The sequence below is a fragment of the Vannielia litorea genome, assembly GCF_900142295.1.
Classification (GTDB): domain Bacteria; phylum Pseudomonadota; class Alphaproteobacteria; order Rhodobacterales; family Rhodobacteraceae; genus Vannielia; species Vannielia litorea.
Genome location: NZ_FSRL01000001.1, coordinates 3,408,350 through 3,423,576 on the forward strand (window position 1 = coordinate 3,408,350; position 15,227 = coordinate 3,423,576).

The 15,227-nt window shown below is 66.8% G+C and carries 13 protein-coding genes; 4 read left to right on the plus strand and 9 right to left on the minus strand.

Translation table 11 applies throughout. The annotated features are described in order from the left end of the window. Positions 1-37: 37 nt before the first annotated feature. Genes BUR94_RS16640 through cysQ form a run of 3 tightly spaced genes read right to left on the minus strand, consistent with a single transcriptional unit; the run spans position 38 to position 2,880 of the window. Positions 38-1,282, minus strand: a complete 1,245-nt coding sequence (locus tag BUR94_RS16640) for a glycosyltransferase family 2 protein (protein ID WP_074257285.1) — start codon at positions 1,280-1,282, stop codon at positions 38-40. Beyond that, positions 1,279-2,079, minus strand: a complete 801-nt coding sequence (locus tag BUR94_RS16645) for a 3-deoxy-manno-octulosonate cytidylyltransferase (RefSeq protein ID WP_074257286.1) — start codon at positions 2,077-2,079, stop codon at positions 1,279-1,281. The genes BUR94_RS16640 and BUR94_RS16645 overlap by 4 nt, the downstream gene beginning before the upstream one ends. A gap of 3 nt (positions 2,080-2,082) precedes the next feature. After that, complete coding sequence (gene cysQ, locus BUR94_RS16650) at positions 2,083-2,880, minus strand: 3'(2'),5'-bisphosphate nucleotidase CysQ (protein ID WP_074257287.1); 798 nt, start codon at positions 2,878-2,880, stop codon at positions 2,083-2,085. Positions 2,881-3,012: 132 nt separating this feature from the next. Here cysQ and BUR94_RS16655 point away from each other — a divergent pair, with 132 nt between their 5' ends. Next, a complete protein-coding gene (locus BUR94_RS16655; RefSeq protein ID WP_074257288.1) occupies positions 3,013-3,834 on the plus strand; it encodes an ABC transporter permease in 822 nt (273 codons plus the stop codon). 134 nt (positions 3,835-3,968) lie between these two features. Here the strand turns inward: BUR94_RS16655 and BUR94_RS16660 are convergent, their stop codons facing one another. Together BUR94_RS16660 and BUR94_RS16665 are read right to left on the minus strand one after the other, a co-directional pair. Then, positions 3,969-5,138, minus strand: coding sequence for a mandelate racemase/muconate lactonizing enzyme family protein (locus BUR94_RS16660; protein WP_074257289.1), 1,170 nt, complete (start codon positions 5,136-5,138; stop codon positions 3,969-3,971). Between the two features lie 120 nt (positions 5,139-5,258). After that, complete coding sequence (locus BUR94_RS16665) at positions 5,259-5,867, minus strand: alpha-ketoglutarate-dependent dioxygenase AlkB family protein (protein ID WP_074257778.1); 609 nt, start codon at positions 5,865-5,867, stop codon at positions 5,259-5,261. Between the two features lie 195 nt (positions 5,868-6,062). Between BUR94_RS16665 and dnaK the strand changes: the two genes are divergently transcribed. Together dnaK and dnaJ are read left to right on the plus strand one after the other, a co-directional pair. Continuing rightward, complete coding sequence (dnaK, locus tag BUR94_RS16670; RefSeq protein ID WP_074257290.1) at positions 6,063-7,976, plus strand: molecular chaperone DnaK; 1,914 nt, start codon at positions 6,063-6,065, stop codon at positions 7,974-7,976. Between the two features lie 78 nt (positions 7,977-8,054). Next, positions 8,055-9,209 carry a molecular chaperone DnaJ gene (gene dnaJ, locus BUR94_RS16675; RefSeq protein ID WP_074257291.1) on the plus strand — a complete coding sequence of 385 codons (1,155 nt, stop codon included), beginning with the start codon at positions 8,055-8,057 and terminating at the stop codon, positions 9,207-9,209. A gap of 15 nt (positions 9,210-9,224) precedes the next feature. On the opposite strand, the gene BUR94_RS16680 is transcribed toward dnaJ, so the two are convergent. Both BUR94_RS16680 and BUR94_RS16685 read right to left on the minus strand, forming a co-directional pair. After that, the gene (locus tag BUR94_RS16680; RefSeq protein WP_074257292.1) at positions 9,225-9,692 is read right to left on the minus strand and encodes a hypothetical protein; all 468 of its coding nucleotides are present in this window, start codon (positions 9,690-9,692) and stop codon (positions 9,225-9,227) included. Then, on the minus strand, positions 9,685-10,167 hold the full coding sequence (locus BUR94_RS16685) for a hypothetical protein (RefSeq protein WP_074257293.1): 483 nt from the start codon (positions 10,165-10,167) through the stop codon (positions 9,685-9,687). Before BUR94_RS16685 ends, BUR94_RS16680 begins: the two co-directional genes overlap by 8 nt. A gap of 70 nt (positions 10,168-10,237) precedes the next feature. Between BUR94_RS16685 and radC the strand changes: the two genes are divergently transcribed. Continuing rightward, on the plus strand, positions 10,238-10,993 hold the full coding sequence (gene radC, locus BUR94_RS16690) for a RadC family protein (RefSeq protein ID WP_074257294.1): 756 nt from the start codon (positions 10,238-10,240) through the stop codon (positions 10,991-10,993). A 76-nt stretch (positions 10,994-11,069) separates the two neighbouring features. On the opposite strand, the gene BUR94_RS16695 is transcribed toward radC, so the two are convergent. Both BUR94_RS16695 and secA read right to left on the minus strand, forming a co-directional pair. Beyond that, positions 11,070-12,239: a hypothetical protein gene (locus BUR94_RS16695; RefSeq protein ID WP_074257295.1), complete on the minus strand. Its 1,170-nt coding sequence runs from the start codon at positions 12,237-12,239 to the stop codon at positions 11,070-11,072. A gap of 214 nt (positions 12,240-12,453) precedes the next feature. Next, positions 12,454-15,162, minus strand: coding sequence for a preprotein translocase subunit SecA (gene secA / locus BUR94_RS16700; protein ID WP_074257296.1), 2,709 nt, complete (start codon positions 15,160-15,162; stop codon positions 12,454-12,456). Positions 15,163-15,227 lie beyond the last annotated feature (65 nt).

The following is a 15,227-nucleotide window of genomic DNA, read 5'->3' on the forward strand; positions in this document are numbered from 1 at the left end:
GCAACGATCGGCCTGTTGGGTGGGAATTGGGCACCTGTCAGCTTGCAGGGTCGCGGAAGCGGGCCAGTCTGGCGGATTCGCGCGCAACGCGGCTTGCCCGGCGCCAGAAACGGAACAGCGGATCGGTGCGGAGCGAGCGGCCGAAGAGACCCCCGCGCTGGACCCAGAAGCCCTCAGGATCGAAGCGGCAGGCGTGGTAGCGGGTGGTGCGGGAGAGCCGCAGGAGCGTGATGACGACCTCGCCGGAGGCAGCATCGGCGCGGGCCCTGGCGCGGGCGCCGGGATAGCCCAGCAGGGTGCAGCCGCGAACCTCGTGCCGAGCCGGACCCGGCCCCTTTGCAAAGGGGCGGAACGGGGATTTGGAGGGAGAGAGGGGGGCCGGGTCAGCCAGGTCGGCGGCCTGACCCTCGGCGATTCCGGCCTCGAGGCTGTCCAGCAGCCGTGCAGAGTCCGTGGCGGACAGGCGGCGGGCGGCCCGGTGCAGGGCGAGGCGATGCTGCTGGCCGTCACGGATGGCATCGAGGGCGGCCGGCTGGCGTTCGGGCGGGCAGTGGCGACGGAGGAAGAGCACGGCGGAGCGGCCGATGGGCGCGAGGTCGGTGGGCGCGCGGTTGGCGCGGCGGGTGGCGTTTGCGGCAAAGCCGTGATGGACCTGCGCGAGAGGGACGATGGCGGTGAGCCCGCCCTGGGGTGCGAGGCGGTGGGTAACGTCGGTTTCATCGAGATAGAAGCGGAACGCCGGATCGAACCCGCCGATTCGGGCGAGGGCCGACAGGCGGAAGGCGCAATTGGTTCCGTGAGTCTTGACGCAACGCGCGGACGGAAGCAGCGTGGTTTCGGTTTGGTTAACGTCGAGCGCGATATCCGCCCCGGTCTCGTCTGCTGCAACCCCTTGCCATTGCAGGGAAATTCCGTTTCTTCCCCGCACGAACCCGGTGCTTGCCACCACCTCCGCCTCGGAAAACGGTGCGAGAAGGCGGGAGAGCCAGGGCGGCTCGGGCGTGGCGTCATCATCGATGAAGGCGACGAGGGGCGCTGCGGCCTCTGCCAGACCCAGATTGCGGGCCAGCGAGATGTTCGGCTCGTCGCACTCTACCAGCTTCATCCGCTCGGAAAGGTTAAGCTCCCGCGCCACCGCGAGCCCCGCAGGGTCGGCCACGAGTATCAGTTCGAAGTTGCGGTGGGTCTGAAAGCGGAAGGCGGGAAGGTTGCGGCGCAGCTCGTCGGGACGGCCCCGGCTCACGATGATGACGCTGGCGCGCCCCTCCCCGCTCTCGCTCATTCGACGCCCATCTGGGCCAGCATGCGCTCGATGCGGGGAATGTCCTCGGGGTTGTTCAGCTCCCAGAAGGCGCGGCCCCTGCCCTCGACCTCGACGCAGAGCACCCGGCGACCCTGCTCGAGAAAGCGGAGCTGCTCCAGCCCCTCGAGCGTTTCCAGCGGCCCGACGGGCCAGGCCGGGTAGGCGGCCAGGGCATCGGGGCGATAGGCATAGACGCCGACGTGGTGAAAGACCGGCGTGGCACTCTCGGCGGCATAGGCCTGCGAGGTGAAGGGGATCACCTCCTTGGAGAAGTAGAGCGCCGATCGGTCGTGCCCGAAGACCGCCGTGGTGCCGCCCACCCGGCCTGCCTTGCGGTCGGCCAGAAAGGCGTTGAGCGCGGCGCCGTCGCAGCGCAGCACGGGCGTGGCGATCTCGGCGGAGGGTTCGGCGCGCATGGCCTCGACCAGCTCGGAGACGAACCACGCCGGCGTGAGAGGCGCATCGCCTTGAAGGTTCACCACCACGTCGAAGCCACCGCCCAGCCTTTTCACGGCCTCGGCACAGCGCTCGGTTCCGTTGCGGGCCTCGGAGGAGGTCATCACCACTTCGGCCCCGAAGCCTTCGGCGGCCGCGCGGATGCGGTCGTCATCGGTGGCGACAACGACGCGCGGGCTGCCGGGCACCGCCTGCGCGGCCTCCCAGCTGCGCCGGATCAGCGACTTCTCCGCGCCGGACGCCCCGCGCAGCATGGCCAGCGGCTTGCCGGGATAGCGCTGCGAGGCGTAGCGCGCCGGGATCACGATGAGAAAGCTCACGGTTCAGCCCTGCTTCAGCGCGACATCGGGGGCGCAGGCAATGAAGAAGGGGTTCTCGTAGCCCGGCTTGCCATAGGTGAAGGGGGTGTGGTCGTCGAACCGGACCATCCTGCCGCCGGCACCGCGGAGCACGGCGTCGCCGGCGGCCGTATCCCACTCCATGGTGCGGCCGAGGCGCGGGTAGATATCGGCCTCGCCGGTGGCCACCAGGCAGAACTTGAGCGAGCTGCCCGCGCTCTTCATGTCGGCCACGTCATAGAGGCCGATGTAGGCGTCTGTGGCGGCATCGCGGTGCGACTTGGACGCCACGACCATGAGCGCCGTATTGTCGGGCTCGGAGACATGCAGCGGCACTTGCTCGCCCGGCTCGCCAAAGCCGAGTGTGCCCTTCTCCTCGACCGACTGGCCGGAGGCGAGGGTGTAGAACAGGCGCTGCTTGGCGGGGGCGTAGACCACACCGCGCAGGGGCACGCCGTTTTCGACATAGGCGATGTTCACGGTGAAGTCGCCGCGACGGTTGATGAATTCCTTGGTGCCGTCGAGCGGGTCGACGATGAGGAAGGCCTCGGCGGATTCGGTATGCGTGCCAGCCTGCTCCTCGGTCACCACCAGCACATCGGGGAAGGCCTCGCGCAGGCCTGCACCGATGAGGGCATCGGCGGCTTCGTCGGCCTCGGTCACCGGGCTGGCATCGGATTTCGACTTCACCTCGAAATCGTCGGCCTCGTAGATCTCCATGATCTTCGCGCCGGCCTCCAGGGCGAGGTGGCGCATCACTGTGACCAAACGGTCGAAATCCATATGCTTCTCCTGTCGCTCGCGGCACCGTCAATTGACTGGCAGCCGCGGCCCCTTATGGTTTGGCGTCAAAGTTTGGGCAAGTTTTCCGTGCAAGATGGACGGAAGCGCAGCACCAAGAGGCCGCACAGGCAGATGTACGAGAAGCAGACCCCCAGAACGCCCTACGGCTCCGTGATGGCGCTGCTGGAGCTGATCTATCACGCCACGGTGCGCGAGGTGCGCAAGTCGCATGGCAACGCCGTGTGGGGCCTCGTGATGAACATGATCCAGACCGTCATCCTGGTGACGATCTTCTATTTCATGTTCACCATCCTGGGCATGAAGCGCAATGCCGTGCGCGGGGATTTCGTGCTCTACATCATGAGCGGGATCTTCCTGTTCATGACGCATATCAAGGCGATGGGGGCGGTGGTAGGCTCGGAAGGCCCGGCTTCGGCGATGATGAAGCATGCGCCGATGAACACCCTGGTCGCGATCTGCTCCGCCGCGCTGGCCAGCCTGTATACCCAGGTGCTTTCGATGGCGGTGGTGCTCTTCATCTACCACGTGGCGATCAACCCGATCGAGATCCACGACCCCGTCGGAACCTTCGGGATGATGCTGCTGGCCTGGTACTCCGGGGTGGCGGTGGGGATGTTGCTGTTGTCGATCAAGCCCTGGGCGCCGGATGCGGTTTCGATCATTACCAGCATCTATTCGCGGGCCAACATGGTGGCCTCGGGCAAGATGTTCCTGGCCAACAACCTGCCGGCCTACATGCTGCCCTTCTTCTCCTGGAATCCGCTGTTTCACACCATCGACCAGGCCCGGGGATTTGCCTTTATCAACTATAATCCTCATTACAGTTCAATTGCTTACCCGATGTATGTGTCGCTGACGCTGATCATGCTGGGCTTGCTGGGCGAGTTCTTCACGCGCAAGCGCGTGTCGATGAGCTGGAGCGCGAAACGCTGACCGCGCGGTGCGGTAGGGTCTGCACGATTTCTGGCGTTAACCGCGAAAAGAACACAGGCACAACCGATACACATCCCATGCACAACCCATGCATACGTGGTTTTTGCGCCCATGGTTAAGTTAACGCGCCGCGCTCACCGGTCCACGGCATAGGCGGCGATGAAATCGCGGTCGGGCGAGACGCCGAGGCCCGGCCCTTCGGGCACCGAGGCGAAGCCGCCCGAACGGGCGACCTGGCCCTGGATGTCGAGCGGCTCCTCGAGCAGGTCGTCGCGGAACTTGTTGTCGGTCGTGTCGAATTCCAGCATCGGCTCCCAGGGGTGCAGGCCACCCGGCAGCGGCGGCATGGCGGCGAGCAGGTGCAGGTTGCAGGCCACGGCCACGGCCGAGCCCCAGACGTGATTTACCACCGGGGTGAAATGGGCGTGGCAGAGGGCGAGCACCCGGAGATACTCGGTAATCCCGCCCAGCGCGCAGACCTCGGGCTGAGCGATATCGAGGGCGCGGGCCTCCAGCAGCGCACGCCAGCCCCAGCGGTTGAACTCGATCTCGCCGCCCGAGATGTTGGTGGTGAGCCCGGTGCGCAGCTCGCGGTAGCCGTCGTGGTCTTCCGGCGCGACGGGCTCCTCGAACCAGTAGGGTGCGAACTCCTCCATCGCGCGGCCGACATGGAAGGCGTCGGCGGTGGTGTAGCAGTGGTTGGCATCGACCATGAATCGGAAGTCGTCGCCCACGCCACGGCGGACGGCCTCGATCAGGCGGATGTCGTCGCGCGGGCCGAGGCCGACTTTCATTTTTGTGGCGACAAAGCCCATGCCCTTGATCGCGGCGGCCTCGTCGGGGAAACGGGCGACAAGCTCGTCGGCGGGTTCGGGGCGCAGCATCATCCCGTAGCCGTAGACCGGCAGGCGGCTGCGGTGGCGGCCGCCGACCATCTGGCAGAGCGGCAGGCCCGCCACCTTGCCGGCGATATCCCACAGCGCGATGTCGACGCCGGAGAGCGACTGGATGGGCATGCCCTTCTGCCCGTGGTCCCGCAGCAGGTTGTAGACCCTGTGCCAGACCACGTCGCGGTCGAGCGGGTTCATCCCGAGCACCATGGGCTGGATCACCTGCTCGACGATGGCGCGGTTGGCCAGCGCCACGTTGCCCGCGCCGAAGCACTCGCCCCAGCCGGTGATGCCCTCGTCGGTCTCGACCTCGACGAGATGGGCGGTGCGCTGGTGGTAATATTGCTGCGAGTAGCCGAGCGGTTCAGGCAGGTCGTAGCGCAGCACGTGGCTGGTGACTTTGGTGATCTTCATGGTGGCCTCCCTCGGGCCGGAGGATGGCCGGGTCGGCGGGGGATTGGAAGGGGCGGGCTCTTTGCGGGTTTCGCCCGGTCATCGCCCCCGTGAAGACGCCTCGAAGGGCGGATGAGCGGGTCAGGTCACGACGCGGAGGGTGACGTTGAGGCGGCCGCCCTGGGGGAGGAGGGTGGAGGTGCCGGGCTTGAGGCGGTCGATGCCGTGGAAGGCGCGGCGGGCCTCGCCTGCCAGAACGCAGACATCGCCGGAGCGAAGCCAGGTGGAGGCGGTGGGATCGGACCGCTCGAGCCCGCCGACGCGGAAGAGCGCGTCATCCCCGAGCGAGATGGAGACGACCGGCATGGCAAAGTCCGATTCGTCGATATCCTGGTGCAGGCCCATGCGGGCGGTCTCTGAATAGTAGTTCACCAGGCAGCACTCGGGTGCGCGCTCCACGCCGCTCACGGCCTGCCAGACCGCCAGCACCTCGGCGGGAATCGGGGGCCAGGCGACGCCGGAGGGGTGGCGGCGCTCGTAGCGGTAGCCGCGCCGGTCGGAAACCCATCCGAAGGCGCCGGCCGAGGTCATCTTGACCGACATGCGCTTGCCGAAGCGGGATTCGGGGTGAAACATCGGCGCGGCCTCGGCCACCCGGCGCAGCGCGGCCACCATCGCCTCCTGTGCCGGACGGTCGAGCAGACCGGGGTAGAGCGCCACACCGCGAAATTCGAGCTTCTCCGGCGTCATGGCCTGCGATCCCTCCAATCCCGGCGATTTTCCCACAGATTCATGCATCACCATATGTTGCAGCCGCGCAACCGCCTCCTTATATACCCTTCGAAGCTCGGTCGGGGGCCCAACTCCGACCATTGGGATCGGGCGTCAGGGGCCTCCCAGAGGACCTGGAGCCCACAACATCGCCGAAAGAAGAGGTAGAGTATAATGGCTAAAGTCATCGGTATCGACCTTGGGACCACGAACAGCTGTGTCGCCATCATGGACGGCTCGCAGCCCAAGGTGATCGAAAACTCCGAGGGTGCGCGCACGACGCCCTCGATCGTGGCCTTCACCGATGGTGAACGCCTTGTCGGCCAGCCCGCCAAGCGGCAGGCCGTGACCAACCCCGACGCAACCGTCTTTGCCGTGAAGCGCCTGATCGGCCGCCGGGTGACGGATGCCGAAGTGACAAAGGACAAGGGAATCGTTCCCTACGACATCGTGGACGGCGGCAATGGCGACGCCTGGGTGAGCGCCAAGGGCGAGAAATACTCGCCCAGCCAGATCTCCGCGTTCATCCTCGGCAAGATGAAGGAAACCGCCGAGAGCTATCTCGGCGAGGACGTGACCCAGGCGGTCATCACCGTGCCTGCCTACTTCAACGATGCCCAGCGCCAGGCGACCAAGGATGCCGGCAAGATCGCGGGCCTCGAAGTGCTGCGGATCATCAACGAGCCGACCGCTGCCGCGCTGGCCTATGGCCTCGACAAGAAGGACAGCAAGACCATTGCCGTCTATGACCTTGGCGGCGGCACCTTCGACGTGACGATCCTGGAAATCGACGATGGCCTCTTTGAAGTGAAATCCACCAACGGGGACACCTTCCTCGGTGGTGAAGACTTCGACATGCGGATCGTCAATTACCTCGCCGACGAGTTCAAGAAAGAGAACGGCGTCGACCTGACCAAAGACAAGATGGCGCTCCAGCGCCTGAAGGAAGCCTCGGAAAAGGCCAAGATCGAGCTGTCGAGCGCCAGCCAGACCGAGATCAACCAGCCGTTCATCTCGATGGGCAAGGACGGCCAGCCGCTGCACATGGTGATGAAGCTGACCCGTGCCAAGCTGGAGAGCCTGGTGGGCGATCTCATCAAGGCCTCGATCAAGCCGTGCCAGGCGGCCCTCAAGGATGCCGGCCTCTCGACCGGCGACATCGACGAGGTGGTTCTGGTCGGCGGCATGACCCGGATGCCGAAGGTGATCGAAGAGGTCACCAAGTTCTTCGGCAAGGAGCCGCACAAGGGGGTGAACCCCGATGAGGTTGTGGCCATGGGTGCCGCGATCCAGGCCGGCGTGCTGCAGGGTGACGTGAAGGACGTTGTGCTGCTCGACGTGACCCCGCTGAGCCTCGGCATCGAGACGCTGGGCGGCGTGTTCACCCGGCTGATCGACCGCAACACCACGATCCCGACCAAGAAGAGCCAGATCTTCTCGACCGCCGAGGACAACCAGAACGCGGTGACGCTGAGGGTGTTCCAGGGTGAGCGGGAGATGGCAGCGGACAACAAGATGCTCGGCCAGTTCAACCTGGAAGACATTCCGCCCGCGCCGCGCGGCATGCCGCAGATCGAGGTGACCTTCGACATCGACGCCAACGGCATCGTGACCGTGGGCGCCAAGGACAAGGGCACCGGCAAGGAGCAGAACATCACCATCCAGGCGAGCGGTGGCCTCAGCGACGAGGACATCGAGAAGATGGTGAAGGACGCGGAAGCCAACGCCGACGCCGACAAGGCCCGCAAGGAGCTGGTGGAGACCAAGAACCAGGGCGAGAGCCTGCTGCACTCCACCAAGAAATCGCTCGAGGAGCACGGCGACAAGGTCGACGCCTCGACGGTGGAAGCCATCGAGCTGGCCATGGGTCCGCTGGAAGAGGCGCTGGGGGCCGACGATGCCGGCAAGATCAAGGCGGGCATCCAGAACCTGACCGAAGCCGCCATGAAGCTGGGCGAGGCCATCTACAAGGCCGAGCAGGCGAAGGCTGGCGAGGCGGAGCCCGACGACGAGGAAGGCCCGCGCGGTGTGGATGACGACATCGTGGACGCCGATTTCGAAGACCTCGATGACGACAAGCGTGCCTGATCGCACGTGACGTAACCCGGGATGGACCGGTCCGGGAAACCGGGCCGGTCTTCGCCGTTCAAGGGAAAGGGCGATCAGATGGCAAAACGTGATTTCTACGAGGTGCTGGGCGTCGCGCGCGGTGCGTCGGCGGATGAGATCAAGAAGGCCTATCGCACGAAGGCCAAGGAGCTGCATCCCGACCGCAACGCCGACAACCCCAAGGCCGAAGACCAGTTCAAGGAAGTGAACGAGGCCTATGACGCGCTGAAGGACCCCGAGCGCAAGGCAGCCTACGACAGGTTCGGCCATGCTGCCTTCGAGGGGGGCGGGCCGCGTCCGGGCGGGCCGGGCGGATTCAACCAGCAGGGCGACTTCGCCAGCGCCTTCAGCGATGTGTTCGACGACCTCTTCGGCGACTTCATGGGGGGGCGTGGCCGCCCCGGTGGCGGTGGTGGCCGGCGTGCGGCGCGCGGCAGCGACCTGCGCTACAACCTGCGGATCAAGCTGGAGCAGGCCTACAAGGGCACCCAGAAAACCATCAACGTTCCGACCTCGGTGCTCTGCGACGTTTGCGAGGGCAGCGGCTCGGAGGGTGGCTCGGAGCCTGCCACCTGCCCCACCTGCTCGGGCATGGGCAAGGTGCGCGCGCAGCAGGGCTTCTTCACGGTGGAGCGCACCTGCCCCACCTGTGGCGGCATCGGCCAGATCATCAAGAACCCCTGCAAGGCCTGCGGTGGCCAGGGCCGTGTGGAAAAGGACCGCTCGCTGAGCGTGAACATCCCCGCCGGCGTGGAAACCGGCACCCGGATCCGCCTCGCCGGCGAGGGAGAGGCCGGCCTGCGCGGCGGGCCTGCGGGCGACCTCTACATCTTCATCGAGGTGGAGCAGCATCCGCTCTTCGAGCGCGAGGGCGCGGACCTGTTCTGCCGGGTGCCGGTGAGCATGACCTCGGCGGCGCTGGGCGGCGACATCGAGGTGCCCACCATCGACGGCGGACGCAGCCGGGTTAAGATTCCGGCGGGCGCGCAGAGCGGCAAGCAGATGCGGCTGCGCGGCAAGGGGATGCCGCCGCTCCGGGGGGCGGGGCACGGTGACATGTTCATCGAGCTCTCGGTGGAGACGCCGGTGAACCTGACCAGCCGTCAGAAGGAGATCCTGCGCGAGTTCGAAGGGCTGGCGAAGGACAACAACCCCGAATCGAGCAGCTTTTTCAGCAAGGTGAAGAGCTTCTGGGACGGGATGAAGGGGTGAGCGCAGCGGCGGGTGTTATCCGCCCTGCGACCTCTCGCAGACCGTTTGGACCGCCTCGGCGGTATCTCGCAGCACCAGCTCCTCGGCGGTGAGGGTCTCGACCCGGTAGGCCGCCGATTGACGGGCCAATGCGCCCTCGATCTCGCCCAGGACCCCGGCGGGCAGCTCGGCCAGCGGCACGTTCGTGCCGGCCCGGGCAAAGCGCATGAGGCGGTGGGTCTCGATCCGTTCGGCCAGCAGGCCGTCGGCCAGCTCCCAGGTGCCCGAGAAGGCGAAGTGCATGTCGAGCGCGGTTTCGGCATCGGTGGTCTGCACCTCGGTGCGGCCGGAGAGCCGACCATCGGGCGCGAAAGTGACCTGGCGTTCCAGCGCGTAATCGGGCGGCTCGGAGGCGCAGAACCAGGCGCCCTCCAGCAGCGCGGCCTGAGGATCGTCGCGGCAGGCGGCGAGGGCCAGCAGCGCGAGCGGCGCAAGCCTAGCCATCGGTGCGGCGGCAGGTCATGGAGAGGTTGTCGGCCTTGTCGCCGGTGGGCGAGACATATTCCATCACCAGCCGCGTGTCGGTGAGGCGGCGGATCAGGTAGCGCACGTGGTGCGGCTGATCCACCTGCCGCCGGGCGCGATCGGCCTCGGGGCCGCGCAGGCGGGTGGCCTTGCCCTCGGTGGTGACGGTCACCGTGGGGCTGTGGGTGCGGTCGATCCGCTCGGCCAGAACCCGGCCCTCCACCACGAAACGGCCCACGGCGGAAAAGGCGATCTTGGCGCTGCCGGTCTGGCCCTTGTAGCGCACGTCGATCTGGAAGGCCTGCCGGCTGGTGAAGCTGCCATCGGGGGCATAGGTCACTGTGCGGCCCAGCGCGGCATCGCCCTCGCGCACCTGGCAGTTCCAGGAGCCGGTGAGGCTGGCGGCGGAGAGCGGAAAGGCGGCGAGAAGCAGCGCGGCGACGAGGAGTTTCATGGCGCGAGACTAGGCGGGGGACGGGGCGGTGTTAACCGTTGATTCACCAAGTGCGTGTCACAGTCGCGGCATGACACGCGCCTTTCATGAAGCCCCCCTGCCCCTCTTCGACCCGGACGAGGCCGAGGCGGTGGCGCTGCCGGGTGGCCCGCTGCCGAGCTACATCAAGGATCACCGCAAACGGCTGCGCGAAAGGTTCATGCTGGGCGGGGCGGCGGCACTGCCGGATTACGAGATGCTGGAGCTGGTGCTGTTTCGGGCGATCCCGCGCCGAGACGTGAAGCCGCTGGCCCACGCCCTGCTGGAGAGGTTCACGGATTTCAACGGCGTGCTCTCCGCCCCCATCGCCCGGCTGCGCGACGTGCCGGAGGTGGGCGAGGCGGTGATTGCCGAGCTGAAGATCGTGGAAGCCGCCGCGCACCGGCTGGCGCGCTCCAGGGTGCTGCAGAAGCAGGTGATCTCGAGCTGGGCGCAGCTGCTCGACTATTGCCGCGCCAGCATGGGGCACCGGGAGACCGAGCAGTTTCGGGTGCTGTACCTCGACCGGCGCAACGTGCTGATCGCCGACGAGGAGCAGGCACGGGGCACGGTGGATCATGTGCCTGTCTATCCCCGCGAGGTGGTGAAGCGGGCGCTGGAGCTGAACGCCTCGGCGCTGATCCTCGTGCACAACCACCCGAGCGGCGACCCGACGCCGAGCGGGGCGGACATCGAGATGACCGAGAAGATCCGCGAGGCCGCCGATGCGCTGGGGATCACCCTGCACGATCACCTGATCGTCGGCCGGGCCAGCGAGACGAGCTTCAGGGCGGAGGGTTACCTCTAGATTCCCCCACCGTGAAACAGGCGAAGGGCGCCGCCCATCCCCTGGCAGCGACCTCCACGACCCTTGGAAGGGGACGTTACTCAGCCGCTGCGAGGCGGATGTCGGGCAGGATGTTGGAGAACACAAGATACTCGCCCACGGTGTCGCAGCCGGGCATGGTCACGCTGAGGGACTGGGCGGCGAAGCCCTTGGTGCCCTCGGTCAGCACCTTGGCGCTCAGTTCGCGGCCGCAGTTGTCGGCAGTGACCTCGGCCTCGACGTTGATGTGGACAGAGCCTCCGGCGGCCTTGGGATAGCTGTAGACCTCGGCCATCCTTGCGCCGGGCACATCGGCCGCGCCGAGCAGGGTGAGATAGCCACCCTCGCCGGCGAGCGCACGCGCGGGGGCCGCAGGTGCCTTGGCGTCGACATGGCCCTCGGTGTCGTAATCGGCGCCGTTCTCGAAGGCATGAAGTGCGATGCCGCCGGTGCCCTCCCAGGAGAGCGCGGTGCGCCGGTAGGCGTCGAAGCCCGGCACGAGGGTCAGGGCCATGGCGCGTTCGCCGGTGTCGAGACGGGCCTCGAAGGCGGCCTTGGCGGCGAGCGCGGGCACGTCGACGGCGAGCATGCCCTCGTTGTCGGTCACCTCGGTGAAGGTGAGCGGGCCGTGCTTGAAGGTGATGGGTTCACCGGGGTTGCAGGGCGCAGAGAGGCTCAGGCGGACCATCGCGGCCTCGCCGGACCTGGCGTCGAGCTTGAGCGCGCATTCGCCGGCGGCCTCCTCGGTGGCGGGTGCGGGGGCGCTGCGCGGGGCCGGGGCGGCCTCGGCCTCGGTGGCCAGCGCGGCAGCTTGCACCGGGGCCTCCTCGGCCTCGGCGCGTGCCGGAAGGGCCGGGATCGGCAGGAGCGAGGCGGAGCGGGTCACGCCGACGGCAGGCGCCTCGCGCGGCATCGCCGGCGCGGCGGAGGCCTCGGGCACATCTTCGGTCGCGGGCCCCATCACGGGTTCGGACGCGGTCTCGGAGGCGTCCTGCGGCACGGTCACGGCCCTGGCGACCTCGGCGGGGCGCTCGTGCGGCGCGGAGGAGAGCGGCTGGATCGCCTCGGTGGGGTTTTCGGGGGCGGCGGCCACGACCTCGCCTTCGTCTCCGCCGAAGTGCTCGGCCATGGGGCCGACCTTCTGCATGATGAAACCGGTGCCCAACGCAATGGCAAACACCGAGCCGGCCGTCAGCAGCCGCTTCTTCAGCTTCGCGTCGATCTTCATCGTTCCCTCCGTCACCCATCAGGGGATCATCACGGAAACATTAACCAAGCACTTTGGCGGGGTCGGGGCGGGAATTGGCCATTTGTGGCAAGGCCCTGCGCGCGGCTGTGCAGGATGTTGTGGGAGGTGGGAGGGGGTGCCTCAAGATAGGGCGAAAACGAAGAGGGGCGGCCTTATCGCCGCCCCATTTGTCGTTTCGCAATCGCCAACACTGTCAGGTCAGCTTGCCGTGGCAGTGCTTGAACTTCTTGCCCGATCCGCAGGGACAGGGATCGTTCCGGCCCGGATTGCCCCAGGTGGTGGGGTCGTCCTCGACGAAGCCCGGCACGGCGGCTCCGGCGGCGGGTTCGGGGGCGGCCTCGGGCTCCTGCTCGGGGGCGGGCGCGGCGCGGCCGGCGTTCTGCGCCGCGATCTGGCGCATCAGTTGCTGCTGCTCCTCCTCGGAGAGCGGACGGATCTGGCCCAGCTTCTGGCTCACCTCGGCGCGGAGGCTGTCGAGCATGGACTCGAAGAGCTGGAAGGCCTCTGTCTTGTACTCGTTCAGCGGGTCGCGCTGGGCGTAGCCGCGGAACCCGATGACCGAACGCAGGTGCTCGAGGGTCAACAGGTGCTCGCGCCACTTGCCGTCGATGGTTTGCAGGAGCACCTGCTTTTCGATGCTGCGCATGGTGTCGGGGCCGAACTGGGCGGCCTTGGCGGCCATCGCCTCGTCGGAGGCCTTCTCGATGCGCTCGGCGATCTCGTCCTGGTCGACGCCCTCTTCCTGCGCCCAGTCGATCACAGGCACGTCGATGTTGAGCTTTTCGAGGCAGGCGGCATGGAGCTTTTCGGCCTCCCACTGGTCGGCGTAGGTCTTGGGCGGCATGAACTCGTCCACCAGGTCATCGACGACCTCGTGGCGCATGTCGGCGACGATCTCGGAGAGATCCTTGCTCTCCATGATCTCGCGGCGCTGCTTGAAGATCACCTTGCGCTGGTCGTTCATCACGTCGTCGAACTTGAGCAGCTGCTTGCGGATATCGAAGTTGCGGCCCTCGACCTTGGCCTGGGCGCGCTCGAGCGACTTGTTGACCCAGGGGTGGATGATGGCCTCGCCCTCTTTCATCCCGAGGCGCGACAGCACGGCGTCGAGCCGCTCGGAGCCGAAGATGCGCATCAGGTCGTCTTCGAGCGACAGGAAGAAGGAGGTGCGGCCCGGATCGCCCTGACGGCCGGAGCGACCACGCAGCTGGTTGTCGATCCGGCGGCTCTCGTGGCGCTCGGAGGCCAGCACGAAGAGGCCGCCCGCCGCCTTCACCGCCTCTTCGTCGGCCTTGTGGTCCTCTTCGATGCGGGCGCGGATGGCCTCGGGGTCGCCCTCGGGATCGGCGGCGATGGCCTCCATCACCTTGAACTCGACGTTGCCGCCCAGTTTGATGTCGGTCCCGCGACCGGCCATGTTGGTGGCAATGGTCACGGCGCCGAGCTTGCCCGCGTCGGCGACGATCTGGGCTTCCTGCTCGTGCTGGCGGGCGTTCAGCACGTTGTGGGTGATGCCGGCCTCCGTGAGAAGCTGCGAGAGGGTCTCGGACTTTTCGATCGAGGTCGTGCCGAGCAGCACCGGCTGGCCCTTGGCGTTGGCCTCGCGGACGCGCTCCACGATGGCGTCGTATTTTTCCTTGGTGGTGCGGTAGACGGCATCGTGATCGTCCTTCCGGGCGATCGGCTTGTTGGTGGGCACCTCGACCACGCCGAGCTTGTAGATCTCGGCAAATTCGTCGGCCTCGGTCAGCGCCGTGCCGGTCATGCCGCCCAGCTTGTTGTAGAGGCGGAAGTAGTTCTGGAAGGTCACCGAGGCCAGCGTCACGTTCTCGGGCTGGATATCGACGCCTTCCTTGGCCTCGATGGCCTGGTGCAACCCGTCGCTGAGGCGGCGCCCGGCCATCATCCGGCCGGTGAACTCGTCGATCAGCATGACCTCGCCGTTGCGGACGATGTAATCCTTGTCCTTCTGGAAGATCTTGTGGGCCTTCAGCGCCTGGGTCGTGTGGTGCACGATCGAGGTGCTCTCGGGATCGTAGAGCGACTGGCCTTCGGGCAGGATGCCCTCGCGGCCGAACTCGCCCTCGAGAAACTCGTTGCCCTCGTCGGTCAGGGTGGCGTTGCGGGTCTTTTCATCAATCGAGTAATGCGCCTCGGTCAGGCGGGGGATGATCGCGTCAATGGTCTTGTAGAGCTCGGAGCGGTCCTGGGAGGGACCGGAGATGATGAGCGGGGTCCGGGCCTCGTCGATCAGGATGGAGTCCACCTCGTCGACGATGGCGAAGTTGTGCTCGCGCTGGAACATCTGGCTCAGCTCGGACTTCATGTTGTCGCGCAGATAGTCGAAGCCCAGCTCGTTGTTGGTGGCATAGGTGATGTCGCAGCCGTAGGCCGCCTTTTTCTCGTCATCGGGCTGCTGCGGGTAGATCACGCCGGTGGTGAGGCCCAACGCGCTGTAGACCTTGCTCATCCATTCGGCGTCGCGCTTGGCGAGGTAGTCGTTGACCGTGACCACATGCACGCCCTTGCCGGTCAGGGCGTTGAGGTAGGCAGGGAAGGTCGCCACCAGCGTCTTGCCCTCGCCGGTCTTCATTTCGGCGATGTTGCCCTGATGCAGGAAGATCCCGCCCATCAGCTGCACGTCGAAGGCGCGCAGGCCGAGCGCCCGTTTGGCCGCCTCGCGGCAGTTGGCGAAGGCCTCGGGCAGCAGGGCGTCGAGGCTTTCGCCGCCCATGGCCCGCCTGGCCAGCTCTTCTGTCTTGTCCTTCAGCCCGTCGTCGGAGAGCTTTTCGAACTCCGGCTCCAGTGCGTTGATCTTTTCGACCAGCGGACGGGTGGACTTGATCTTGCGGTCATTGGCGGTGCCAAAGACCTTCCGTGCGACGGTACCCAAACCCAGCATAATCTCTCCGCTCGCCCTGCCTTGACGGTTTTGTGTGGCTGATCGCGCTTGCCGCCCCTCCCTGC

What these genes read in the sequence shown, in the direction of transcription:
- BUR94_RS16640 (WP_074257285.1), bottom strand. Translation starts at nt 1,282, where the DNA reads ATGAGCGAGAGCGGGGAGGGGCGCGCCAGCGTCATCATCGTGAGCCGG.
- cysQ (WP_074257287.1), bottom strand. Translation starts at nt 2,880, where the DNA reads ATGGATTTCGACCGTTTGGTCACAGTGATGCGCCACCTCGCCCTGGAG.
- BUR94_RS16655 (WP_074257288.1), top strand. Translation starts at nt 3,013, where the DNA reads ATGTACGAGAAGCAGACCCCCAGAACGCCCTACGGCTCCGTGATGGCG.
- BUR94_RS16660 (WP_074257289.1), bottom strand. Translation starts at nt 5,138, where the DNA reads ATGAAGATCACCAAAGTCACCAGCCACGTGCTGCGCTACGACCTGCCT.
- BUR94_RS16665 (WP_074257778.1), bottom strand. Translation starts at nt 5,867, where the DNA reads ATGACGCCGGAGAAGCTCGAATTTCGCGGTGTGGCGCTCTACCCCGGT.
- dnaK (WP_074257290.1), top strand. Translation starts at nt 6,063, where the DNA reads ATGGCTAAAGTCATCGGTATCGACCTTGGGACCACGAACAGCTGTGTC.
- dnaJ (WP_074257291.1), top strand. Translation starts at nt 8,055, where the DNA reads ATGGCAAAACGTGATTTCTACGAGGTGCTGGGCGTCGCGCGCGGTGCG.
- BUR94_RS16680 (WP_074257292.1), bottom strand. Translation starts at nt 9,692, where the DNA reads ATGGCTAGGCTTGCGCCGCTCGCGCTGCTGGCCCTCGCCGCCTGCCGC.
- BUR94_RS16685 (WP_074257293.1), bottom strand. Translation starts at nt 10,167, where the DNA reads ATGAAACTCCTCGTCGCCGCGCTGCTTCTCGCCGCCTTTCCGCTCTCC.
- radC (WP_074257294.1), top strand. Translation starts at nt 10,238, where the DNA reads ATGACACGCGCCTTTCATGAAGCCCCCCTGCCCCTCTTCGACCCGGAC.
- BUR94_RS16695 (WP_074257295.1), bottom strand. Translation starts at nt 12,239, where the DNA reads ATGAAGATCGACGCGAAGCTGAAGAAGCGGCTGCTGACGGCCGGCTCG.
- secA (WP_074257296.1), bottom strand. Translation starts at nt 15,162, where the DNA reads ATGCTGGGTTTGGGTACCGTCGCACGGAAGGTCTTTGGCACCGCCAAT.